This is a genomic window from Burkholderia sp. AU38729 (genome assembly GCF_020419725.1).
Classification (GTDB): Bacteria; Pseudomonadota; Gammaproteobacteria; order Burkholderiales; family Burkholderiaceae; genus Burkholderia.
Genome location: NZ_JAIZQO010000001.1, coordinates 33887 through 56727 on the forward strand (window position 1 = coordinate 33887; position 22841 = coordinate 56727).

General features: G+C 66.0%; 15 protein-coding genes. 10 read left to right on the forward strand and 5 right to left on the reverse strand.

Going from position 1 to position 22841, the window contains the following annotated elements:
- Nucleotides 1–102: 102 nt before the first annotated feature.
- Together LGM56_RS00135 and LGM56_RS00140 are read left to right on the forward strand one after the other, a co-directional pair.
- On the forward strand, nt 103–4743 hold the full coding sequence (locus LGM56_RS00135) for an RHS repeat-associated core domain-containing protein (RefSeq protein WP_226203207.1): 4641 nt from the start codon (nt 103–105) through the stop codon (nt 4741–4743).
- Between the two features lie 15 nt (nt 4744–4758).
- Nucleotides 4759–5349 (forward strand): hypothetical protein, encoded by a 591-nt coding sequence (locus tag LGM56_RS00140; protein ID WP_226202070.1) that lies wholly within the window; start codon nt 4759–4761, stop codon nt 5347–5349.
- A gap of 454 nt (nt 5350–5803) precedes the next feature.
- Here LGM56_RS00140 and LGM56_RS00145 read toward each other — a convergent pair whose 3' ends face one another.
- On the reverse strand, nt 5804–6028 hold the full coding sequence (locus LGM56_RS00145) for a hypothetical protein (RefSeq protein WP_226203259.1): 225 nt from the start codon (nt 6026–6028) through the stop codon (nt 5804–5806).
- Nucleotides 6029–6238: 210 nt separating this feature from the next.
- Here LGM56_RS00145 and LGM56_RS00150 point away from each other — a divergent pair, with 210 nt between their 5' ends.
- The 4 genes from LGM56_RS00150 (at nt 6239) to LGM56_RS00165 (ending at nt 11676) form a co-directional block, all read left to right on the forward strand.
- Nucleotides 6239–7666, forward strand: coding sequence for an MFS transporter (locus tag LGM56_RS00150; RefSeq protein WP_226202072.1), 1428 nt, complete (start codon nt 6239–6241; stop codon nt 7664–7666).
- 372 nt (nt 7667–8038) lie between these two features.
- Nucleotides 8039–9340 (forward strand): hypothetical protein, encoded by a 1302-nt coding sequence (locus tag LGM56_RS00155; RefSeq protein ID WP_226202074.1) that lies wholly within the window; start codon nt 8039–8041, stop codon nt 9338–9340.
- A 160-nt stretch (nt 9341–9500) separates the two neighbouring features.
- A complete protein-coding gene (locus tag LGM56_RS00160) occupies nt 9501–10613 on the forward strand; it encodes a porin (protein WP_226202076.1) in 1113 nt (370 codons plus the stop codon).
- A 10-nt stretch (nt 10614–10623) separates the two neighbouring features.
- Entirely contained in the window at nt 10624–11676 is a 1053-nt protein-coding gene (locus LGM56_RS00165) for a nucleoside hydrolase (RefSeq protein WP_226202078.1), read from the forward strand.
- Nucleotides 11677–11682: 6 nt separating this feature from the next.
- Here the strand turns inward: LGM56_RS00165 and LGM56_RS00170 are convergent, their stop codons facing one another.
- Entirely contained in the window at nt 11683–12594 is a 912-nt protein-coding gene (locus tag LGM56_RS00170) for a LysR family transcriptional regulator (RefSeq protein WP_226202080.1), read from the reverse strand.
- Between the two features lie 94 nt (nt 12595–12688).
- Here LGM56_RS00170 and LGM56_RS00175 point away from each other — a divergent pair, with 94 nt between their 5' ends.
- The 3 genes from LGM56_RS00175 (at nt 12689) to LGM56_RS00185 (ending at nt 17433) form a co-directional block, all read left to right on the forward strand.
- Nucleotides 12689–14038, forward strand: coding sequence for an NCS2 family permease (locus LGM56_RS00175; protein WP_226202082.1), 1350 nt, complete (start codon nt 12689–12691; stop codon nt 14036–14038).
- A 46-nt stretch (nt 14039–14084) separates the two neighbouring features.
- Nucleotides 14085–15185 carry an adenosine deaminase gene (add, locus tag LGM56_RS00180; protein WP_226202084.1) on the forward strand — a complete coding sequence of 367 codons (1101 nt, stop codon included), beginning with the start codon at nt 14085–14087 and terminating at the stop codon, nt 15183–15185.
- Nucleotides 15186–15516: 331 nt separating this feature from the next.
- A complete protein-coding gene (locus LGM56_RS00185) occupies nt 15517–17433 on the forward strand; it encodes a WG repeat-containing protein (RefSeq protein WP_226202086.1) in 1917 nt (638 codons plus the stop codon).
- A gap of 46 nt (nt 17434–17479) precedes the next feature.
- Here LGM56_RS00185 and LGM56_RS00190 read toward each other — a convergent pair whose 3' ends face one another.
- Nucleotides 17480–19708 carry a penicillin-binding protein 1A gene (locus LGM56_RS00190; RefSeq protein ID WP_226202088.1) on the reverse strand — a complete coding sequence of 743 codons (2229 nt, stop codon included), beginning with the start codon at nt 19706–19708 and terminating at the stop codon, nt 17480–17482.
- 194 nt (nt 19709–19902) lie between these two features.
- Nucleotides 19903–21417, reverse strand: a complete 1515-nt coding sequence (locus LGM56_RS00195; protein WP_226202090.1) for a PLP-dependent aminotransferase family protein — start codon at nt 21415–21417, stop codon at nt 19903–19905.
- Nucleotides 21418–21540: 123 nt separating this feature from the next.
- Here LGM56_RS00195 and LGM56_RS00200 point away from each other — a divergent pair, with 123 nt between their 5' ends.
- Nucleotides 21541–22179 carry an FMN-binding negative transcriptional regulator gene (locus LGM56_RS00200; RefSeq protein WP_226202092.1) on the forward strand — a complete coding sequence of 213 codons (639 nt, stop codon included), beginning with the start codon at nt 21541–21543 and terminating at the stop codon, nt 22177–22179.
- Between the two features lie 55 nt (nt 22180–22234).
- On the opposite strand, the gene LGM56_RS00205 is transcribed toward LGM56_RS00200, so the two are convergent.
- Nucleotides 22235–22816, reverse strand: coding sequence for a thioredoxin family protein (locus LGM56_RS00205; RefSeq protein WP_226202094.1), 582 nt, complete (start codon nt 22814–22816; stop codon nt 22235–22237).
- Nucleotides 22817–22841: the final 25 nt, after the last annotated feature.

The window sequence follows — 22841 nt, forward strand, 5'->3', positions numbered from 1 at the left end:
CGTCGGTACAATGCCGCGGGTCGCTGGCACGACGTCCACGAGATGAACCAGGGACGGCTGCCGCGGGCCGAAAAAACGAACAACGAGAAGAATCCTGAGAGCATGGCAGATCAAAAACTCCCGCCGGGCGCGGAATATGAGCAGGCCACCCCGTGGCTGACCGATGTGCATCCGGACGACGTCGTGGCGTCCGGCGAAGGCTTCAACGCGTGGCTGATCCGCGTGACGGACGGCTACGTGAACGTCGACCGGCTGGCGACCGTGGCCAGCATGATTCCGGTCCTCAACAACCTCATGGCGCTGGCCGACGCGCTGACCGACATCGTCTCGATCATCCGCAAGCGTGGCGGTGAACTGCTCGACTATCTCGGGCTGGCGATCAACCTGATCGGCGTGATTCCGTTTCCGCCGGTACTGGCGCCGATGCGCCTCACGGCACGGCCGCTGCTGGCGCTGATCCGTAACCAGCTTCTGATTCACAAGCGCGACATCGGGGCCGCGGTCGTGTCGATCGTCGTCACGCACGTGCAGGCGTCGTTTTCGACCGAGGTCGAGGATTTCCTGACGAAGCTGCAGGCCGTGGTCAACGACCTGATCGATCACTGCGCGGCGAAAGCGCAGGAGATCTTCACGGGTCTGGCCGACGGCATCGACGCGGTGGTGGCGGGCAAGCTGTTCGATCCGACGAAGAACGAACGGGAAGCCGCCGAATACCGGCAGTTGATGAAGAGGAGCGGATGGCTCAGCAAGGACCTGGTAAAGGGGGCGTGGGGTTATCTGTCCGAGTCCGGTGTGGCACTCGGCAAGCGCAATGCCAACTCGGCCGGCAGCACGGCGGCAGGGCTCGTTCCCGAGAAGTACGTCGCGCCGATTCGCTCGATTGCGGCGTCGTTGCGCACATTGGCACCGGTGGTGGTCGGCAAGATCAACGAACTGAAGGGCAGCGATGAAGGCAAGCTGATGTGGCTGCTGCTGAAGCTGATCAATGCACTGCGGCACAAGCGTGAAGCGATGCGGACGGCATCGATCAAGTCGCAGGGCACGACGGAAGCGGAGGCCCGGCGGCCGCAGGTGCCGCTTGCAGCGGCGAAGAAGGAGGCCAAGGCGAAGGGCTCCGGCGTCGACCATTGCGAAGAGTGCGGGGTGGGCGCATCGAGCGGTTCGATCAGCTATGCGTTCGGTGACGAAACGTTTTCCCATGCCGATTTTGAATTGCCGGGTGCGATGCCCGTCGTGTGGACGCGGGTCTATCGGTCCCGGCTGGCCGGATTCGACGACGGCGAACTGGGGGCGCGCTGGCTGTCGCCGTACATGACGCGGATCGACGTTCGGGGCGGCAAGTGGATCTACAGCGATTCAACGGGCCGCAATATCGAATATCCGGCGCTCGCGGCAGGTGCCGTTCATGACGACCGTGTGGAAGGCGTCACGCTGAGCCGGCTCGACGACACGTGGGTGACTGTCGCGTACGGTCACGATTTGCTTCACGTCTACGAGAAGCGTGGCGATTCGTTCCGCCTCGCCTTGCAGAAGGACCGCGCGGGAAATACGATCGCGCTCGATTACGACGACGCGAATCGCCTGGCGCGGCTCGTCAGCTCCGCGGGGCATACGCTCGCGCTTCGTCACGACAGCCGCGGGCGTATCGCAACGATCGAGCAGATCGTCGATGCGAACACCCGCAGGACACTCGCGCAGTACCAATACGACGAGAACGGCGACCTGGTTCGGGCAACTGATCGCTACGGTAATGCACGCCAGTATGCGTACCATCGCCACCTGATTACCCGCTACACGGATCGCACGGGCCGCGGCATGAACCTCGAGTGGGAGGGGGCCGAGCGCGACGACAATACGAACGCACGGTGCGTGCGTGAATATGCCGATGACGGCAGTCACGACATTCGCCTGATGTGGCATCCGAATATCCGTTTGACGTATGTGACCGATGCGCTGGGCAACGTCACGCGGTACTACTACAACATCCGCGGGTACATGTACCGGATCGCGTATCCGGATGGGACCGAGGAGTGGATGCGGCGCGACCAGGACAACAACCTGGTGATGCACGTTCATCGCGACGGCGGCATCGAGGAGATGGACTACGACGCGCGCGGGAACTTGACGAAGCATTATCGCGTCGATGGGGCGGTTGTCGCGATGGAGTACGACGACAAGGATCAGCTCGTTCGGCTCAAGGATCCCGAAGGGTACGTGTGGGAGCGTTCGTATGACGACGCGGGCAATCTCGTGGGGCAGAAGGACCCGCTCGGGCGTGAGACGAAGTACGCGTACAACGCGGCAGGGATGCCGATCAAGACGATCGATGCCAAGGGCGGTGCGACTTCGCTCGTCTATGACGACGCCGGGCAATTGCTGCAGTACACCGACTGCTCGGGAAAGGTGACGAAGTGGACGTACGACGGCGACGGGAGACTCGCGCAGTCTATCGACGCCGCGGGCAATGCCACGGTCTACCAGTATGGCAAGAATGGCGGGTTGAGCGAGATATCGTCGGCGGCAGGTACTGTTCGATTCACGAATGATGCGGAAGGCCGGTTGCTGTCCCAAACCGATCCGATGGAGCGCGTCACGCGTTTTTCGTACGACGTGGCGGGGCGTGTGGCAAGCCGCGTCGATGCGCTCGGCTATACGCTTTCATATCGCTATGATCGTCTCGGTCGCTTGACTGCATTGACCGATGCGAATCGCGCGACCTATCAGTTCCACTACGATCCTGCGGGGCGCTTGCTGGAAGAGATCGGTTTCGACGGCAAGCGGACGACGTACGGATACGCCGAAGGCACGCTGCAGCCGGTGAAGATCGATGAGGCCGGGCAGGTGACGGAACTCGAGTTCGATCAGGCCGGCCGGATTACGCGCCGGATCTCGGGGGCCAGCGAGGAGCGGTTCGCGTACGACGCGAGCGGACGGCTCATCGAGGCGCGCAACAGTCATAGCCGGATGCAGGTGTTCTTCGATCCGGTCGGTAATCCGGTTCGCGAGCATCACGCTTACCGGTTGTTCGGCGAATCGCGCAGCTACGTTTGGCATCACGAATACGATGAAATCGGCACGCGGATCAAGACGGTTCGACCCGATGGGCATGTGCTGGACTGGCTGACCTATGGCTCTGGTCACGTACACGGGCTCGTGCTCGATGGCGAGGAGCGAATCCAGTTCGAGCGTGACGATCTGCACCGCGAAACGGGGCGGACGCTGTCGAGCAAACTGGCGCAGCAGACGCAATACGATCCGGCCGGCCGGATTGCCCGGCAGGCGGTTCGGCGATCGAACGCGCCGGCTGCGCTGGCCGAGCGCCGGTATCGGTACGATGCCGTTGGACAGCTCGAGCATATCGAGGACAGCCGGAAGGGGTTGATCAGTTATCGCTATGACCCGATCGGCCGCCTCATTGCGGCGATCGGGCCGCTCGGCGCGGAGCATTTTGCGTTCGACCCTGCAAGCAACATCGTTGATCCAGGCAGCCCCAAGCACGCGCGCACGCCGGGGCTGGCGAAAGCGAGCCCGGTGGTGCCGGACAGCGTGGACAGCACGTTGCCGCCCGAAGTGCCGAAGGTGCTCGGCAATCTGTTGAAGGAATACGCTGGCACGCACTTCGAATACGACGCTCGCGGGAATTTGATCGGGAAGCGTTCGCCGTCGGGGAGGCAGCAGTACGAGTGGGACGGATTCAACCGGTTGAGAATCGCGCGTGTCGAGGAGTCTGAGCGGCAGCATGAAGCGCGGTATTTCTACGATCCGTTTGGACGCCGAATCGGCAAGGACGTGGACGGTGTGCGGACGGTGTTCGGCTGGGATGGCGATCAGCTTGCTTATGAAAGCAGCGAGAGCGGCGCGACGCAGTATGTGTACGAGCCGGAATCGTTTGTCCCGCTTGCCCAATATGTGACGGCTCAGCCGGTGGCGGGGATTCAGACGCCAGTGTGGCGGGAAGGCGAGCCGTATGTGCCGGAGAATGATCCGCTGCAACGTGTGCCGGAACGGCAGTCGGACGCGCATTTGTTTTACTACCACTGTGATCAGATCGGTACGCCGTTGCTGATGACGGACGAGGCCGGCGAGGTAGTGTGGGAGGCGGCGTATCGGGCCTGGGGCGAAGCGAGGGAGGTTATCGCGAGGGTGTCGCAGCGGGCGGGCATCGCGCCGCGGAACCCGATTCGGTTTCAAGGGCAGCAGGAGGATGCGGAGACGGGGCTGAGGTATAACCGGAATCGGTACTTCGATCCGAACAGTGGGCGGTTCGTCAGCAAGGATCCGATCGGGTTGGCGGGGGGGATCAATGTTTACCAGTACGCGCCTAATCCGGTGGCGTGGGTTGATCCTCTTGGTCTGGCAGCTGCTGGCCAATTGGGAACATATGGCGACCTCACCGCGGAAGTACACGCAGGCGACAAGCTGGATGCCCATGAACTTGTGAGGAACAAGGCACTTGAGCAAATGGGCTGCAAGCGCGGGGGGCGGATGGAGAATAACCCATCAATTGCCTTAACGAGAGGGCAGCACGTAAATGTTCATCGCCAAGAAGCAATTTTGTCGAAATTGCACTTGAATACCAATGGGAAGAATGAGTTTGATTTTGGTCCTGATGGGAAGCCTACCAAACAACAAATGGACGTTTGGCAAGGGGCGCTGAGAAAGGCTGGGATGAGTGCGGCTCAAGCAAGGCGATTGCGAAAGAAGTCTAATAAATTCCTTCAGGGAATGTGTTGTTGTGATTAAATTAAGGGAAATTTCATGATTAAGAAAATCATTTTCTCTAGTGATGTTGTCGGCCTTGATAAAGCTCATGCTGGCGGAGGGTGTCTGTTGCCCATTGGTTATCCTTGGCCAAAGGACGGAAGTGGCAATAATCTCCTCCATCTTTTGACGATTCCTGCTGAGTGGATAAATGAATCGATGAATGGGTGGATATCAATGTTCACGCCATTTTTCACGGATGATCCGTTTCGACATTGGGAGGAATTGACTGCGGATGGCGACAATCATTCTGTTGTGATTTTTCATGATAATGGTGGCGTGGAGAGGAATGAATATTCTGATCTGACCTCTCAAGCAAAGAGGGTTGATTTGAGTGTCGTCAATGAGGTTGATTCAAATAAGAATTTCGAATCAAAGATATACGGAATTCCTGCGTGGCTACAAGATAAAGAGGATGTTGAGGGACATGAATGTATTTTTGCAATAAATGGAGATGATTTTGATGTCGTGTTTGATGAGGAGCCTGGGATTTTTTCAGATGGTGTGGTGTACACGTTCATAAGCAACGAATTTCAAACGAAAAGCAGGCCAAGTGCGCAGGGTATTATTACCTTTCAATTTACGTGAACCGTTGTTGCTAATTCATTAAGTACGGCCATTGGCAGGGATGTTGAGTTGAATCGCGCGTGTCGACGAGACTGCGCGGCCGCATGGGCCCCGGCATTTTTACTGTGCCTTCGGGCACAGGATCGGCAAGGACGTTGATGGTGTGCGGACGATGTTCGGCTGGGAAGGCGGCCAACTTGTTTATGAAAGCAGCGAGGGCGGCGCGACGCGGTATGTGTATCTGCTGATGCTTGGGATTAGCGATAGTTGGATTTGCCGGGCGAGGAACTGTCTGCCGTGAAGTATTACGTTCTGTCTCAAAGAGCAGATCCGGGATGTCCGATCGGCATGCTGAATGGCGCACTGTACGACAAGTACTATCAGGACACCACGAGTGTAGGCGTCGGATACTTCCCCTCGTATGCAAACCCGTCGCGCGGGAAGGCGCACGAAAAATTTTCGGATGGTGTCGTCTTCAATCACTAAAGACGACCGGTACGATTTTGATGTCCGCGCAGACTTGGGTTTTCATTACCTGATGAGCGAAAGATTTGGTGCTGTCGTTTCTGAACTGAACGTCCCGATGGTGGACGTCGCACCGGTCCAGCGTTCCGGGCACCAGTTGCTTGATTAGTTCCGGGTCCAGGTTCAAGCCCTTGCCCGGTTCAATCGTCACTTCTTCCTTGCGTTTGCGTGGCATAAAGTGGCTCCTTGGCCATCAGTTTATGCCTCACACACAAAGGTTCGGATAGGCTCGGCTTGATCAAGGCTGCTCCTATGCGTTGCGGCGCGCGACCGCGCGTCAGATGACTGATGTGTTCCGCCGCTCGCCTCGCTAAAATGCGCGAAGCCGCTCGCCAACGCCCCTCTGGTAGCGCCAAGACAATCAAGAATCCGGAGACTTGCCACCATGGCATCCACCCAGCCCGACCCGCTCGCCGCAGCGGGCGCCACCCGCGTCGCGGCGATCGACCCCGGCTCCATCTCGGCCCGTCTCGACCGCCTGCCGCCCACCCGCACCGTCTGGAAGCTCGTCGTCCTGCTGAGCCTCGGCTTCTTCTTCGAGCTCTACGACCTGCTCTATAGCGGCTACGTGGCCCCCGGCCTCGTGAAAAGCGGAATCCTGTCCGCGACGACGCACGGCCTGTTCGGCACCACGGGCGTCGCGAGCTTCATCGCCGCGCTGTTCTCCGGGCTCTTCATCGGCACGATCGCGTGCGGCTTCCTCGCCGACCGTTTCGGCCGCCGCGCGATCTTCACCTGGTCGCTGCTGTGGTACACGGCCGCCAACGTCGTGATGGCGTTCCAGGACACGGCCGCCGGGCTGAACTTCTGGCGCTTCGTCGTCGGTCTCGGCCTCGGCGTCGAGATGGTGACGATCGGCACGTACATCTCCGAACTCGTGCCGAAACAGATCCGCGGCCGTGCATTCGCTTGCGAGCAGGCGGTCGGGTTCGTCGCGGTGCCGGTGGTCGCGTTCCTCGCGTACCTGCTCGTGCCGCACGCCCCGTTCGGCCTCGACGGCTGGCGCTGGGTCGTGCTGATCGGTGCACACGGCGCGCTGTTCGTATGGTGGATTCGCCGCGAACTGCCGGAAAGCCCGCGCTGGCTCGCGCAGCAGGGCCGGGTCGAAGAAGCCGATCGCATCATGCGTGCGCTCGAGGCGAAGGTCGAAGCCGAATACGGCCGGCCGCTGCCGCCGCCCGCGCCTGCCGAGCCCGTGCCGCCGCGCGGCAGCTTCCGCGACATGTGGGTGCAGCCGTATCGCAGCCGCACGATCATGATGACGATCTTCAACGTGTTCCAGACGGTCGGCTTCTACGGCTTCGCGAACTGGGTGCCGACGCTGCTGATCAAGCAGGGCATCACGATCACGTCGAGCCTGATGTATTCGAGCGTGATCGCGCTCGCCGCGCCGATCGGCCCGCTGATCGGCCTCGTGATCGCCGACCGCTTCGAGCGCAAGTCGGTGATCGTTGCGATGGCTGCGGCGATCGTCGTCTGCGGCCTGCTGTTCAGCCAGACGACGGTGGGCGCATTCCTGATCGTGCTCGGCATCGGCCTCACGCTCGCCAGCAACATCATGTCGTACAGCTTCCACGCGTATCAGGCCGAGCTGTTCCCGACGTCGATCCGCGCACGGGCCGTTGGCTTCGTCTATTCGTGGAGCCGCTTCTCGGCGATCTTCTCGTCGTTCGTGATCGCGGCGGTGCTGAAGGGATTCGGCACGTTCGGCGTGTTCGCGTTCATCGCGGGCGCGATGGTGATGGTGATGGCCGCGATCGGGTTCATGGGGCCGCGCACGAAGGGCATCGCGCTCGAAACCATTTCGAAGTAAACGGGGGTTGCGCACGCATGCAGCATGGTGCGTGCGATGGCGATTGCATCGCGCATACGGCATGTACCGCGTATCGGGAGTGATCTGGCATCCGAATTGATTTGAAGACCCAGTCGTGCCGTGGCGAATCACACCGCTTTCTGTCTAGATCGCGAACGCCCAATAAATCAGACTGCCACGTAACGAACAAGCAAGCGGCAACGAGTTGAAACAAAGCGTGACGAAGCGCAAAACCACGACGTTCGCCCATGCCGATTCTTGCCGGGACGCGTAAAATGAAGGGCCTGACGACTCATTAGCCGCCATCGGACCGACCGCGTTGCAATAGCGAACGGCTCCGCCGCGAAGAGGCGTCGGCGCCGGGCGCACACGATGCGCCGGACGTGTCGATGGCTCGCGCGGAAGATGCGCCGCCCGCAACAGCAGCATGCGGCGGCCGGATCGGCCGATGGCTTCGAACGTATGATGCCTTTCAGCTTCACGCGGCGATTTGCGAAGCCGCGTTGTCTTGCCCGTGTCGCCACGGCGTGTATTGGAATCGCCGCGGCACTGTCGATCTCCGTGTTCGTCGAGCGGCCTGCCTTTGCGGCGTCCGACGTATCGGCGCCCGTCGCTACGTCATCCTCATCAGTCGAGTCACCCGCGTCGGCAGCTTCCCGAGTGCATCCCGCTTCGGCGGCGCATGCATCGTCGGGTGCGTCGGCGGCCAAGCCCGCGCCTGCCGCATCACACGCGCATCCCGTGGAGCCTGCCAGCCCGGCATCGAGTGCATCGGGCGCATCCGCAGCTTCCACCGCCGCACCTGCATCGGCCGCTTCCGCTGCGCCCGCCAGCGAGGCCGAGGCACCCGCACCGACACCGCCGCGCCAGCATCCGCCCCTGTCGGCCGAAGAGGCAAAAAATGCGACGGCGCGCGCGATCGACATGCGCAAGCGCTTCACGCAGGAGGTCACGCGGCGCCTGAACGTACCGGCAAACGAGCAACGCGCGTACGGCGAGCGTCTCCAGAAGGCGCTCGTCGATGCGGACCTCGGCGACCTGGCCGGCGAATACATCGCGATGGTCGACCGCGCGCCGAACGTCCAGGCGCTGTTCATCTACTTCCGCGCGACGCCGGCCAACGCGTGGATGATGATCGGCGCATCGCCGGTCGGCACCGGGCTGCCGGGCACGTACGACCATTTCCTGACGCCGCTCGGCGTGTTCCATCACTCGCCGGACAACATGGATTTCCGCGCGGAAGGCACGACGAACGAGAACGGCATTCGCGGCTATGGGCACCGCGACATGCGCATCTACGACTTCGGCTGGGTGGACGGCGAGCGCGGGTGGGGCAAGGGCGGCGTGTCGCCGATGCGCTTCCAGATGCATGCGACCGATCCCGATCGCCTCGAAGCGCTGCTCGGCATCCGGCACTCGAAAGGATGCGTGCGCATTCCCGCGTCGCTGAATACGTTCTTCGACCGGCACGGCCTGCTCGACGACGACTACCAGGCACGCGTCGAGGCCGGCAAGTCGCTGTGGGTGCTGCGCCGCGATCGCGACATCACGCCGATCGCGGGCCGCTACCTGGTCGTGATCGACAGCGCACGCAAGACGCGGCCGGCGTGGTCGCCGTTGCCGGGGCGCAAGGCATGGTCGAAGCTGCCGAAGGGCGGCGACACGGCGGACTGATGGCCGGCGAGGCGGGCACGGGAGCGATGCGGATGAGAATAAATCCGTTTTATTGAACCATAATAAAAGCAAACTTTTATTATCCGATCCGGGTTCGTATAGTCGAGGCCAGTTTCGCGGAACCCTGCCGCGCCTGGACCACCACCGATCACACGACCCGATGAAAACTCTCTACAAGCTCGCTCCGCTCGCGATGCTCGGCGCCTTCGCGACGCATGCCGGTGCGCAAAGCAGCATCACGCTGTACGGTCTCATCTCGGCCGGTGTCGGGTTCGCGACCAACCAGGGCGGCAAGAACGCCTGGCAGGCGCTGTCCGGCACGAACCAGAACCCGCGCTGGGGGCTGAAGGGCAAGGAGGATCTCGGGCAGGGGCTGTCCGCGGTCTTCCAGCTGGAGAACGGCTTCAACGTGATGACCGGCACGGCCGCGCAGAACGGCCGCGAGTTCGGGCGGATGGCCTACGTCGGCCTGGCCGACCGCACCTACGGCGCGCTGACGTTCGGCCGCCAGTACGACGCGATCCACGACTACATCGGGCCGGTGATCATCGCGAGCAACGGCGTGAACATCGGCGACAACGACAACGGCTACAACGACATCCGCGTGCAGAACTCGGTGAAGTACGTGAGCCCCGTCTACTACGGCCTGAAATTCACCGCGCTGTACGGGTTCAGCAACGCGACCGGCTTCGCGAACAACAGCGCGTACAGCTTCGGGCTCGGCTACGAGCAGGGCCCGCTGCGCTGGAGCGTGGTCTACGCGCAGTACAACCATCCGTACAGTGCGACGAACCAGGACGGCGCGATCGCGAACGACTATGCGTCGCCGCTGCTGATTTTCAGCAAGAGCGCGATGTCGCCGGCGGCTTACGCGAGCCGGCAGCGGATCGCGGGCACGGGCGGCTTCTACACGATCGGCCGCGCGCAGTTCGCGGCGATGTTGACCGACGTGCGCTACGATTACCTCGACAATTCGCACCTGCACCTGCAGAACCTCGGCGTGAACGTCGTCTACACGATGACGCCGCAACTCTTCCTCGGCGCCGCGTATGCGTTCACGAACGGCAAGTACGACGTGATCGACAAGCGGCCGAGATGGCACCAGGTGAACCTGCAGGCCGATTACTTCCTGTCGAAACGCACCGACGTCGCGCTGACGGTGATCGCGCAGCAGGCGGCCGGCGACGCGGACCATGCGCAGATCTTCGCGTACGCACGGTCGACCGGCACACGCCAGATGATGGCGACGCTCGGCGTCCGGCATGTTTTCTGAGCGCCCGACCATGACCCATCCGATCGCCTCCCGCCGCACCTTCCTGAAACTGTCCGCCGCGCTGGCCGGCACCGCGCTGCTGCCTGAAACGGGCGCGTTCGCGGCCGGCGGCGACGCCGCGCGCCGCACGGTGGTCATCGATACCGACCCGGGGCAGGACGACGCCATCGCGATCCTGTTCGCGCTGGGCGCGCACGATAGGCTCGACGTGCGCGCGCTGACCGCCGTCGCCGGCAACGTGCCGCTCGACCTGACCGAACGCAATGCGCGGATCATTCGCGACTGGGCCGGCCGCACGAAGACGCTGCCCGTCTATGCAGGCTGCCCGCGTCCGCTCGTGCGCGACCTCGTGACGGCGGCGAACGTGCATGGCAAGACCGGGCTCGAAGGCGTCGAGTTGCACGAGCCGCGCGCACCGCTTGCCGCCGGTCACGCGGTGGCTTATCTCGTCGATACGCTGAGCCGCGCGGCGCCGGGCAGCGTGACGCTGTGCGCGCTCGGCCCGCTGACGAACCTCGCGACCGCGTTGGTCGAAGCGCCGCAGATTCGCAGCGCGCTGCGCGAGATCGTGCTGATGGGCGGCGCGTTCTTCGAGCGCGGCAACATCACGCCGGCTGCCGAATTCAACCTCTACGTCGATCCGCAGGCGGCCGAAGTCGTATTCGGCAGCGGCGTGCCGATCGTCGTGCTGCCGCGCGACGTCGCGGTGAAAGCGCCGATCACGCCGGCACGCGTCGCGCCGTTCCGCGCGCTTGGCAATCGCTGCGGCGCGATCGTCGCGGACATCATGGAGGCCGAGCTCGCGTACAACAAGAAGCGGCGCGGCGTCGAAGACGCGCCGATGTACGACCCGACCGCGGTCGGCTATCTCGTCGATCCGACGTTGTTCGGCGGACGCAAGGTGAACGTGATGGTCGAGACGACCGGGCAGTGGACGCTCGGCGAGACGGTCGTCGACTGGAACGGGCGCAGCGGCCGTGCGGCGAACGCGACGTGGATCAACGAGGTCGATGCGGACCGCTTCTACGCGACGCTCGTCGAGCGCATCGCGAAGCTGCCCTGAAGGCGTTCAGATGTGCTTCGCAATCCACTCGCGGCACGCCCGCACGTGCGGGCCGCGATCGTCGCCGGTGAGCGAGATCAGCGAGATCGCGCGCGTGACGCGCGGCTTGTCGACGCGCAGCGCGACGAGTTCGGGATCGTGCAGATGCATCGTGTAAAGGCTCGGCAGCACGGCGGTCGCGAGGCCGTTGCGCGCAAGCGCGTAGAGCGGCTCGGTGTATTCCATCCGGTACGTGACGTTCAGGCGCAGCTTCTCGGCGCCGCCGGTGCGATGCAGCGATTCGCTGACGCTGCCGCGCACGAACACCGCGAGCTCGCGGTCGACGAGCCTGGCCCACGTGACGCTCTTCGCGCGGGCAAGCGGATCGTCACGCCGCACGACGATCACGATCTCGTCCTCGAAGAGCTGCTGGTAGCGCAGCGTGCCGTCGTCGCTGTCCGGTTCGCGCACGCCGATGCCGAGATCCGCGACGCTGTCGCGCACGGCTTCGACGAGCGCGCTGTTCGGCAGGTCGGTGAGGGTGAAGCGCAGCGTCGGATGCGCGTCGCGCAGTGCATTGAGCGCGGGCAGCAGGCGGCCCGCGACCGACGGGATAAACGCGATGCGCACGGTCTGGATGCGTTCGCCGATGAGCCGCGTCATGTCGTCGAAGGTGCCGCGCGCCTGGTTGAGCAGGCGTTCGGCGAGCGGCAGCACGGCTTCGCCCGCGGACGTCAACGTAAGCCGGTGCGCGGAGCGCGCGAACAGGCGCCCGCCGAGCAGGAACTCGATCTGGCGGATCGACGCGGTGAGCGCGGGCTGCGTAAGGGACAGCGCCTGCGCGGCCTGCGTGAAGCTGCGTGCGTGGGCGAGCACGACGAAGTGCTGGACCTGCCGCAGCGTGAGCGCGGGCAGCAGCGACGAGCGGTCGGACGACATCGGGCAATAACGGTCGGGATGCGGTACGCGGCAGTATAAGACCGCGCTGCGTGAATCGACACAGGACAATATTCGGAATCACAGGAGAACCACCATGTCAGCGACTGACACGATGCCGGCGCGCGCGCCGGTCAACTGGCTCGAACGCCGCTTCGCGCTTGCCGCGCGCGGCACGAGCGTGCGCACCGAGACGATCGCGGGCGTCACGTCGTTTCTCGCGGCCGCGTACCTGCTCGTCGTGATCCCGTCGCTGCTCGCGACGGGCGGCATGGAGCGCGGTGCGGCGACGACCGCGACGATCATCGTGTTCGTGCTGTTCACCACGCTGATGGGGCTCTACGCGAACCTGCCGTTCCTCGTCGGCCCCGGCATCGGCGGCTCGGTGATCATCGGCGTGACGCTCGCGACGACCGAGCACGTCGGTTGGCAAACGGGCCTCGGCATCGCCTGCGTGTCGGGCGTGCTGTTCTTCCTGCTGACGATCCTCGGCGCGCGCGGCGTCGTGGTGCGGCTGATTCCGGTGCAGATCAAGCTCGGGCTCGGCGCGTCGATCGGGCTGTTCGTCACGATGCTCGGGCTGCGCAACGCGGGGATGGTCGTCGCGAACGCGAAGACCAACGCGTTCGCGCTCGGCGATTTCTCGCGGCCGGGCGCGCTCGTCGCGCTGATCGGCCTGGCGGTCGCGATCGTGCTGCAGGCGCGCAAGGTGCCCGGCGCGATCCTGATCGCGATCCTCGTGGCAGCCGCGGCCGGCGTGCCGCTCGGCGTCACGCATCTGCCCGCGTCGTTCGTGTCGCTGCCGCACAGCATCGCGCCGATCGCGTTCAAGCTCGACATCGGCAGCGCGTTGAGCCTCGCGGCCGCGCCGTACCTGTTCGCGTTCTTCGCGGCGGAATTCTTCTCGACGCTCGGCACCGCGCTCGCGGTCGGCGCGAAGGCGAACCTGCTCGACGAACAGGGCAACCTGCCGAACATCAACCGGCCGTTCCTCGTCGATTCGCTCGCGGCGACGCTCGGGCCCGTGTTCGGCATTCCCGCGCTGACCGCGCTGATCGAATCGGCGGCGGGCGTCGAGGCCGGCGGCCGCAGCGGGCTGTCGTCGCTGGCGGCGGCCGTGCTGTTCGCCGCGATGCTGCTGTTCGTGCCGGTCGCGCTCGCGATCCCGAAAGAGGCGACCGCGCCGGCGCTGATCCTGATCGGGCTGTCGATGTTCGCGACGATCCGCCATACGCATTTCGACGACTTCACCGATGCGTTGCCCGTGATGTCGATGGTGCTGCTCACGCTGATGTCGAACAGCTTCGGCACCGGCATCGCGGGCGGGCTGCTGTGCTACGTGCTCGTCAAGCTGCTGGCCGGCCGCTTGCGCGACGTGTCGTGGGGGCTCGTCGTGCTCGCGCTTCCGCTCGGCTACTACTTCTGGACCGTCGTGAAGCCGCACTGAGAGACGGCTTTCGCGACGCATCGGCACTACCCAAAACGAGACTGCAATGAAGGCAACACCAGGTAACGTCCCGGCCGCGCGCACGGGCATCGAGATCACGCCGGCCCATCGGGCCTTCTTCCACGCGCTGCCGAAGGTCGAGCTGCATTGCCACCTGCTCGGCGCGGTGCGGCACGACACGTTCGTCGCGCTCGCGGCACGCAGCGGCGCGCCGATCGAGCGCGCGGAGATCGACGCGTTCTATGCGCGCGGCGAGAAGCCGGTCGGCGTGCTGCACGTGCTGCGCGCGCTCGACCGGTATCTGCTCACGCAGCCCGACGACCTGCGGCGGATCGCGTACGAGTATCTGGAGGATGCGGCCGCGCACCACGTCCGGCATGCGGAATTCTTCTGGAATCCGACGGGTACGGTGCGCGTGTCGGGTATCGCGTACGCGGATGCGCAGGCCGCGATCGTGACGGGGATTCGCGACGCCGCACGCGACTTCGGGATCGGCGCGCGCCTGATTCCGAGCATCGACCGCGAGCAGGATCCCGACGAAGCGGTGGCGCTCGTCGAATGGATGAGGGCGAACCGCGCGGATGAAGTGGCGGGGCTCGGGATCGACTATCGCGAGAACGACCGGCCGCCGGAGCTGTTCTGGAAGGCTTACCGCAATGCACGCGCGGCGGGTTTTCGCACGACCGCGCATGCGGGCGAGTTCGGGATGCCGTGGCGCAACGTCGAGACGGCCGTCGATCTGTTGCAGGTCGATCGCGTCGATCACGGCTATACGATCGTCGACAACCCGGAGCTGTGCGCGCGCTATGCGGAGCGCGGTATCGTCTTCACCGTCGTGCCGACGAATTCGTACTACCTGCGCACGCTGCCGCCGGATCAGTGGGCGGAACTTCACCCGATGCGCAAGATGCCGGGCCTCGGGCTGAAGATCCATCCGAACACCGACGATCCGACGCTGCACAAGGTCAATCCGTCGGAGGCGTGGGAGCTGATGTTCAGCCATTTCGGCTTCACCGTGGCCGAGCTGAAGCAGTTCATGCTGAACGGGATCGACGGCGCGTGGGTGGACGACGCGACGAAGGCCGCGTGGCGTGCGGCGTGGGCGTCGGAGTTCGACGTGCTGGCTGCCACGCTCGCGGCTGGCTGAGCGCGGCGGCGTCATACGCCGGCCGGTGCTTCAACCGGCCGGCGACTCGTTGTGCCGGAACAGCTTCGCGACGCCCGGCAGGCCGCCGGCGTCGAGCAATTCCGCGTAGCGGTACAGCAGGATCGCGATCGCGACTGCACCGTGGGTCATGCGGGCTCCCCCTCGTTGAGCGATGACGACGATGGTGCGCGGCGCGCGGCAAGTCCGCTTCGTCCGGGTGGACTAATCCGGCGTCTGGCGTTCTACAGGGCAACCGTCTTCGTCATCGCGCGCTCCTATAATGAGCGCCGACACGACAACAGCAACAATAAAGACGAGGGCGACCCTTCCAATGGGCAATCGATCATGGCTGTATCTCCAGGCCGGTGACGGCGACGACGCGCGAACGATCGCGCTCGCGGAATCCAACAATCACTTTCCGCTGCTGTGGCGCGTGCTGCTCGCCGACGGCGGCGCGGGCGACGCGATCACCGATCAGCGCGTGTTCGGCGATGCCGGCACGCCGAATCTCACCAGCGACGCGCGCGCCGCGCTTGCGCGACTCAGCCGGCTCGCGTCGTTCGTCGTCGCGTATCCGCTGCCCGGCGACGATCCGGCGCTCGCACGCCAGTTCGATGCGGTCGTCCGGCATCTCGGCGAATCGATCGATGCGCTCGGCAACGCGCACGGCGCACCCCGGTTTTCCGCGAATCTCGACGAGTTGTCGTGGCTCGACGGCGGCGATCCGAACGACTACATCGACCAGGAGCGCGATACCTGCACGCGGCTGTGGTGGCAGGTCGCGAACTGCATGGATTTCCGCGACGTGCGCGGCGTGCGCGATGCGCTCGAGATCGAGTCGCCGCCCGACTGGCGCGACTGGGCGTGGGGCTTCGGGTTCGGCGGCCTGTTGCATCACTATTTCGTTCGTCAGGAGCCGCCGCGCGGCGTGACGTTTGCCGAGCTGTTCGATGGCGGCGAAGTGCACGGCGGCCGGCTCGGCTACGGCACGTTCAGCTTTCGCGCACGCAACGGGCTGTGGGGTGTGCGACGTGAAACCCACGATGCGTGGCACGTGATCGTGCCGCCCGAGTGGACGAACCTGTGGACGAGCGGCGCGCGCGACGACCGGCTCCTGTGGGCCGAACGCGACGGGAAGGTCGGCCTGCTGTTCGCCGATGGCGATGTCGACCGCGACGGCGACGAGATGCGGATCGTGCGCGAACCGTCGTTCGACGCCGTGTGGGATTTCAGCGGCGATGTCGCCTGCGTGCGTGTCGGCGAGCGATTCGGGCTCGTGCGTACGGACGGCACGTGGGTGCTCGAACCGTCGCTCGACGATTTCGGCGATTTCACGGGCGGAGTCGCGTCCGCGAGCCTGGACGGCCGCTGGGGCTTCGTCGACACGCGCGGTGCGTGGGCGATTCCGCCGCGTTTCGACGATACGCATGAATTCGAGAACGGCACCGTCGCGGCGGTATCCGAAGGCGAACGGTGGGGGTTGATCGGGCGCGACGGGCAATGGCGCGCGCAGCCCGAGTGGGACGCGCTCGAATGGTCGTCCGAATGCGGCGCCTTCGTCGCGCGGCGCAACGGTCACGTCGGCCTCGTCGACGCGAAAGGCCGCGTCGTCGTCGAGCCGCATTATGCGGAAGTCGCCAGGCTGACCGACGACGAACGGACGGACATGCTGACCGAGCTCGGCGCGATCCGCCATATCGTGCGGCGCGACGACGGGCGTTGCGCGATCGTCGACGGGCAGGGCCGCGTGCTGACGCCGTTCGACTTCGTCAACATGGGCGCGCTGCCGTGGTTGCCCGATGACGAAGCCGTGCCGGGCGAGCTGTTCACGCGTTACGCGATCGGTGTCCTGCCGGGCGAGCCGGTGCAGCTCGCGATCTGCGATCTCGAGACGGGCGCGACGCTCGTGCAGGGGCGCTACGACGACGTGGCCGGCCTGTTCTGGGGCGCCGATCACGGCTGGCTGGCGTGTGTGGAGGAAGAGGGCGGCAACGACGTGCGTGCGACGGTGCTTCGCGCGGACGGCACCGTGCTGCATCCGGCGCGTTACACGCGCATCGGTGACGATGCGCTGTTCGACGACGATCGCGCCGCCGCCGCAGGACACGCGATGCTGATGCCGTGGTTCGTCCGCCGTGTCGCGGTCGCGCGGAGCTGGAGCCTGGGCGAACCGGTCGCCGCCTTGCGCGACGACGGCGTGCCCGTATGGCTGTACGCGGACGGGCAAGCGACGACGACGCTTCGATAGGCCAAGCCGTTGTCGTGGAGGCCGGCGTGGTGCGCCGGCACCCCGATCAGCGGAAGAACTTCAGCCAGTCGAACAGGCCCGGATGCGGCGTGCGCCGCCGCGGCGCCGGCGCGCTGCGCGGCCGGAAATCAGGCGAGAACTGCGCGTGCGGATCGATCGCCTTCGCGCGCAGCGCCGCCTCGTAGAAACTGCCGACGATCGGCAGCGCGCTGTGCGCGCCCGCGCCCCAGTAGTCGCTGCGCAGCGTCACGCTGCCGTCGTCGAAGCCGACCCACGCGCCGGCCACGAGCTGCGGATGCATCAGGATGAACCAGCCGTCCGCGTTGTCCTGCGTCGTGCCCGTCTTGCCGGCGACGTCGACGCGAATGCCATACCGTGAACGAATGTCGGCGCCGGTGCCGCGATCGACGACATCGCGCATCACGTCGACCAGCGTCTGCGCGGCGGGCTCGGGCAACGCACGTTCGGGCGGTGCGCTGCCGAAGACGGCGAGCACCTTGCCGTCGCGGTCCTCGATGCGCGTGATCATCTGCGGCGCGACGTAGACGCCACGGTTCGCGATCGTGCCGTACGCGGACACCATCTCCTTCAGCGTGACGGGGCTCGTGCCGAGCGCGAGCGAGGGCACCGCGTCGAGCGGGCTCTCGCGCACGCCCATCGCACGGGCGAGCTGCGCGACCTTCGCGGCGCCTTCGTGCTGCATCACCTGCGCGGTGATGCGGTTGCGCGACAGCGCGAGCGCATCGCGCAGCGTCATCGGCTCATCGGTCGGCGGCTCGGCATCGGTCGGGCGCCAGACCGCGCGCCCGTCGATCGGGATCGCGACGGGGCGGTCGACGAACGTATCGCCCGGCCGCATGCCGTCCGCGAACGCGGCGCCATAGACGAACGGCTTGAACGTCGAGCCGGGCTGGCGCCGCGCCTGCGACACGTGATCGAACGGCTCGCTGCCGAAATCCGGGCTGCCGACCCACGCACGGATCGCGCCGTTGCACGGATCGATCGCGACGAAGCCGGCCTGCACCTGCGTCTTGCGCTCGCACAGCGCGCGCATGAAATCGCGATTGGCGCCGAGCCGCTTCAGCGCGACGACGTCGGTCAGCCCCGTGTCGCGCGCCTGCCGATAGTCGGGCGTCTGGCGGATGAAGCCGCGGAACAGGTCGTTGCGCAGCCCGCAGCCGGACGGGCCGCGCCACGCGCTGTCGGCGATCGCCTGCAGCCGTTCGGTCTGCCGCGTCAGCGCCTGCGTCGCCATGTCCTGCAGCCGCGCATCGAGCGTCGTGCGCACGACGAGTCCATCGGAGTACAGATCGTAGTTGTTGCGATCGGCCCACGCGATCAGCCATTTGCGCAACTGCACCGCGAAGTGCGGGGCGAGGCCGGGCTGCCCCGACTGCGGCTCGAAGTCGACGCGCAGCGGCTGGCGCTGCAGTTTCGCGAGCTGCTGCGGCGTCAGCATGTGCATCCGCGCCATCCGGTCGAGCACGATGTTGCGTCGCTGTGCCGCGCGCTCCGGGTTCAGCACCGGGTTGTAGTAGCTGTTGCCCTTCAGCATCCCGACGAGCGTCGCGCTTTCGACGATGTCGAGCTGGTCGGCCGACTTGCCGAAGTAGGTGCGCGCGGCCATTTCGACGCCGTACGCGTTGTACAGGAACGGCACGGTGTTCAGGTAGGTCTCGAGAATCTCGTCCTTGCTGTACACCGACTCGATCTTGAACGCCGTGATCAGCTCCTTCACCTTGCGCGTGAGCGTCGGCGCGCGGCCGACTTCATCCGGATACAGGTTGCGTGCGAGCTGCTGCGTGATCGTCGAGCCGCCCTGGCGGTCGCCCGAGAACGTGTGCAGCCCGGCCGCGAGCGTGCGGCGCACGTCGATGCCGTGATGCGCGTAGAAACGGTGGTCCTCGGTCGCGATCAGCGCGTCGACCATGTGCGGCGAGATCTGCTTGAGCGGCACCCATTCGCGGTTGACGGGCCGGAACTCGGCGATCAGCTGGCCGTCGGCGGACAGCACGCGCGCGGGACGGTCGATGCGCGCCTTGCGGATGTCGCCGATGCTCGGCGTGAACGGGACGAACGCGAGCAGCACCAGCAGGCCCAGCACCGGGATCGCGGCGAGCGTCAGCGCGACGCCGCGACGCGTCGGATGGCGCAGGCGATGCAGCGCGCCGGCGCCCAGCGCGCGGAGGCGCGCGCCGCAGACGGCGGCGAACGGTACGACGCGGGCGCGGCAACGGAGCCACGCGTCTCGGAGAAGCGGCACGAAGCGATTCAAGGCGGCAGGAGCGCGGATGGAAGAGGCGCGATCCTAGCAAACGGCACACGTGCGACGCCCGCCAAAACGGCCGTTTGCTTGCAGGATTTACAGACGATTACGTTTGTTGCCCATCGACAACCTTTTACGGCGCGGCCTGGCGTGATTCTCCCGACGAATCGCGGCCGGCGCCGCCCGCGCTCGAAGCCGTCCGGTCAGCGTGGCACGGCGCCGTCGGCGGCCATTGCGACCACCTCCGCCAACCGCTGCGCGGCCGCCTCCATCTGCGCGCGACCGAACCCGCCGAAGCCCAGCACGAGGCCCGGGCGGGCGGTACCGGGCGCGAACATCGGCGACACCGCGCGCACCGCGACGCCGGCTTTAGCGGCGCGCTCGACCACGTCGAGGTCGTCGATCCCTTCCGCGAGCCACAGCACGACGTGCATGCCCTGATCGCCCGGCTGCACCCACGCGCGTTCGCGCGGCAGCCGCGCACCGAGGGTGTCGATCAGCAGCGCGCGCTGTTCCGCATACACACCGCGCACGCGGCGGATGTGGCGGTCGAGGTGGCCTTCCGCGATGAACGCGGCCAGCACGTGCTGATCGGCGGTCGGCACATGACGATCCATCAGTACGCGGGCGCCGCAGAACGCGGGCACGAGATCGTCGGGCGCGATCACGTAGCCGAGCCGCAGCGACGGAAACAGGATCTTGCTGAAGGTGCCGAGGTAGATCACGCGGTCGGGGTCGAGCCCTTGCAGCGATGGGAATGGGTGGCCTTCGTAGCGCAGCTCGCTGTCGTAATCGTCCTCGACTACCCACGCGCGTTGCCCACGGGCCCAGGCGAGCAGCGCATTGCGCCGCGCCATGCTGAGCGGCATGCCGAGCGGATACTGGTGCGACGGCGTGACGAACGCGACCCGCGCATGCGGCGCGAGACGGATGCCGGCGTCGACGTCGATACCGTCGGCGTCGACCGGCACCCGCACCATCGCGTCGCGCCGCCCGGTGCTGTCGAGCAGCGCGGTGATGCCGCGATAGGCCGGATTCTCGACCCATGCCTGATCGCCCGCGCCGAGCAGCACCTGGCTCGCGAGATGCAGCCCCTGCTGTGTGCCGCTGGTGATCACGACCTGGTCGGCATGGCAGCGCACCGAGCGTGAGCGGCGCACGTAGTCGGCGATCGCCTCGCGCAGCGGCAGCGCGCCTTGCGGATCGGCATAGCCGGACGGCGCGCCGGCGCCGCGCGCGCGCAGGCGGTTGCCGAGCCGGCGCCAGATGTCGTCGGGCGCGGTGAGGCCGATCGGCACCGAGATCGCGAACGGCATGGCCGGCAGCGGGCGGAATTCGCCGGCGATCCGCGCGAAGGTGGCGGCCGGCTCGGGCAGGCCGATACGTGCCGGCGGGCGGTGCCGGGCAGGCGGTTCGGGCGCGTTGACGGGCGGCGGCTCGGCGAGCGCGAGCGCGCTCGCGACCCGCGTGCCCGCGCCGCCGCGCGATTCGAGAAAGCCTTCGGCGACGAGCTGCGCATACGCGTCGACGACGGTGCCGCGCGCCACCTGCAGCGACGCGGCGAGCAGCCGTGTGGACGGCAGCGCGTCGCCCGGGTGGACGTCGCCGCGCCGCACCGCGTCGCGCAGCGCCTGCGCGAGCTGGCGGCTCAGGTCGCCGGCCGCGCGATCGAGCGCGCCGAGCGACGGGATGTCGACGTTCCGGGCCGTTCTTGCCATGATTCTGGTCTGCTGAAATTGTTTCAAACCGGCTCTACAGAATAAACCAGTTTGGCGCCACAATCGGCGCATGACGGGCCAGCGCCCGATCCATTCCCACCCCCGCCTGACCGTGGAGCCGCCATGTATGTCCCCGCCGATTTCAACGAACCCAACCCCGACGCGCTGCGCGAGCTGATCGTGCAGCATCCGTTCGGCAGCCTGATCACGCACGGCAAGAGCGGGCTCGACGCGAATCACATCCCGTTCGAGCTGCTGCCCGGCGACGGCGGTCTCGGCGAACTGCATGCGCACGTCTCGCGCGCGAATCCGGTCTGGCAGGACGTCGCGAACGGCGACGAGGTGCTCGTGATCTTCCGCGCGGGCGACGCGTATATCTCGCCGACCTGGTTTCCGAGCAAGCATGTCGCACACCGGCAGGTGCCGACGTGGAACTACGTGGTCGTGCATGCGCACGGCCGCATCACGGTGCGCGACGACGCGCAGTTCGTGCGCGGCGTGGTCGCCCGGCTGACGCGCACGCACGAGGCGTCGCAGCCGGTGCCGTGGAAGATGGGCGACGCGCCGGCGGATTATCTCGACGCGATGCTGCAGGCGATCGTCGGGCTGCAGATCGAGATCACGCGGCTCGTCGGGAAGCGCAAGCTCGGGCAGAACAAGGACGAGGCCGATATCCGCGGCGCCGGCGACGCGCTGGTCGCGAACGGCAGCCTCGCGATCGGGGAAGCGATGATCGCGGCGGCCGACGCGAAGCGCGGGTGAGCGCCCGCGACGGGCAGGCATGCGCGGGCAAGCGCCACGCCCGCACGCCGGCCCGTCACTGCGTGCGCGTCGCGCCCTTCGCGCCTTCGCCGGCCTGCGCGAGCGCGCCGCGAATCGCGGCCTCGGTCTTGTCGTACCCGCCTTCGCCATAGCGCGTATAGACGACCTTCCCGTTCGCATCGATCAGGTACAGCGCGGGCCAGTACTGGTTGCCGTACGCGCGCCACGTGTCGTAGCGGTTGTCCTGCGCGACCGGATACTGGATGCCGAAGCGCTTGATCGCGTCGGCGACGTTGCCCGCGTCGCGCTCGAACGGATACTCGGGCGTATGCACGCCGACCACGACGAGCCCCTGGTCGCGATACTTCCGGTTCCACTCCTTCACGTACGGAATCGTATGAATGCAGTTGATGCACGAGTACGTCCAGAAGTCGACGAGCACGACCTTGCCGTGCAACTGGCCGAGCGTCAGCGGCGCGCTGTTGTGCCAGCGGTCGATGCCGGTGAAATCGGGTGCGGCCATGCCGGCCTGCGAAGTCGGCATGCCCGCGTCGTCGCGGGTGCCCGCGAAGGCGGCGAGCCCGGCCGTGGCGGCAAGGGCGAAGACGAGGGCGGCGATCTTGAGTCGGGGCAGCATGGCGTTCTCCTGAGCGGGAGGCCGC

Excerpts from the sequence above, each read along its gene's own strand:
- LGM56_RS00165 (WP_226202078.1), top strand. The coding sequence starts at position 10,624 with ATGACCCATCCGATCGCCTCCCGCCGCACCTTCCTGAAACTGTCCGCC.
- LGM56_RS00205 (WP_226202094.1), bottom strand. The coding sequence starts at position 22,816 with ATGCTGCCCCGACTCAAGATCGCCGCCCTCGTCTTCGCCCTTGCCGCC.
- LGM56_RS00150 (WP_226202072.1), top strand. The coding sequence starts at position 6,239 with ATGGCATCCACCCAGCCCGACCCGCTCGCCGCAGCGGGCGCCACCCGC.
- add (WP_226202084.1), top strand. The coding sequence starts at position 14,085 with ATGAAGGCAACACCAGGTAACGTCCCGGCCGCGCGCACGGGCATCGAG.
- LGM56_RS00170 (WP_226202080.1), bottom strand. The coding sequence starts at position 12,594 with ATGTCGTCCGACCGCTCGTCGCTGCTGCCCGCGCTCACGCTGCGGCAG.
- LGM56_RS00200 (WP_226202092.1), top strand. The coding sequence starts at position 21,541 with ATGTATGTCCCCGCCGATTTCAACGAACCCAACCCCGACGCGCTGCGC.
- LGM56_RS00185 (WP_226202086.1), top strand. The coding sequence starts at position 15,517 with ATGGGCAATCGATCATGGCTGTATCTCCAGGCCGGTGACGGCGACGAC.
- LGM56_RS00145 (WP_226203259.1), bottom strand. The coding sequence starts at position 6,028 with ATGCCACGCAAACGCAAGGAAGAAGTGACGATTGAACCGGGCAAGGGC.
- LGM56_RS00160 (WP_226202076.1), top strand. The coding sequence starts at position 9,501 with ATGAAAACTCTCTACAAGCTCGCTCCGCTCGCGATGCTCGGCGCCTTC.
- LGM56_RS00195 (WP_226202090.1), bottom strand. The coding sequence starts at position 21,417 with ATGGCAAGAACGGCCCGGAACGTCGACATCCCGTCGCTCGGCGCGCTC.
- LGM56_RS00175 (WP_226202082.1), top strand. The coding sequence starts at position 12,689 with ATGTCAGCGACTGACACGATGCCGGCGCGCGCGCCGGTCAACTGGCTC.
- LGM56_RS00135 (WP_226203207.1), top strand. The coding sequence starts at position 103 with ATGGCAGATCAAAAACTCCCGCCGGGCGCGGAATATGAGCAGGCCACC.
- LGM56_RS00155 (WP_226202074.1), top strand. The coding sequence starts at position 8,039 with ATGCGCCGGACGTGTCGATGGCTCGCGCGGAAGATGCGCCGCCCGCAA.
- LGM56_RS00140 (WP_226202070.1), top strand. The coding sequence starts at position 4,759 with ATGATTAAGAAAATCATTTTCTCTAGTGATGTTGTCGGCCTTGATAAA.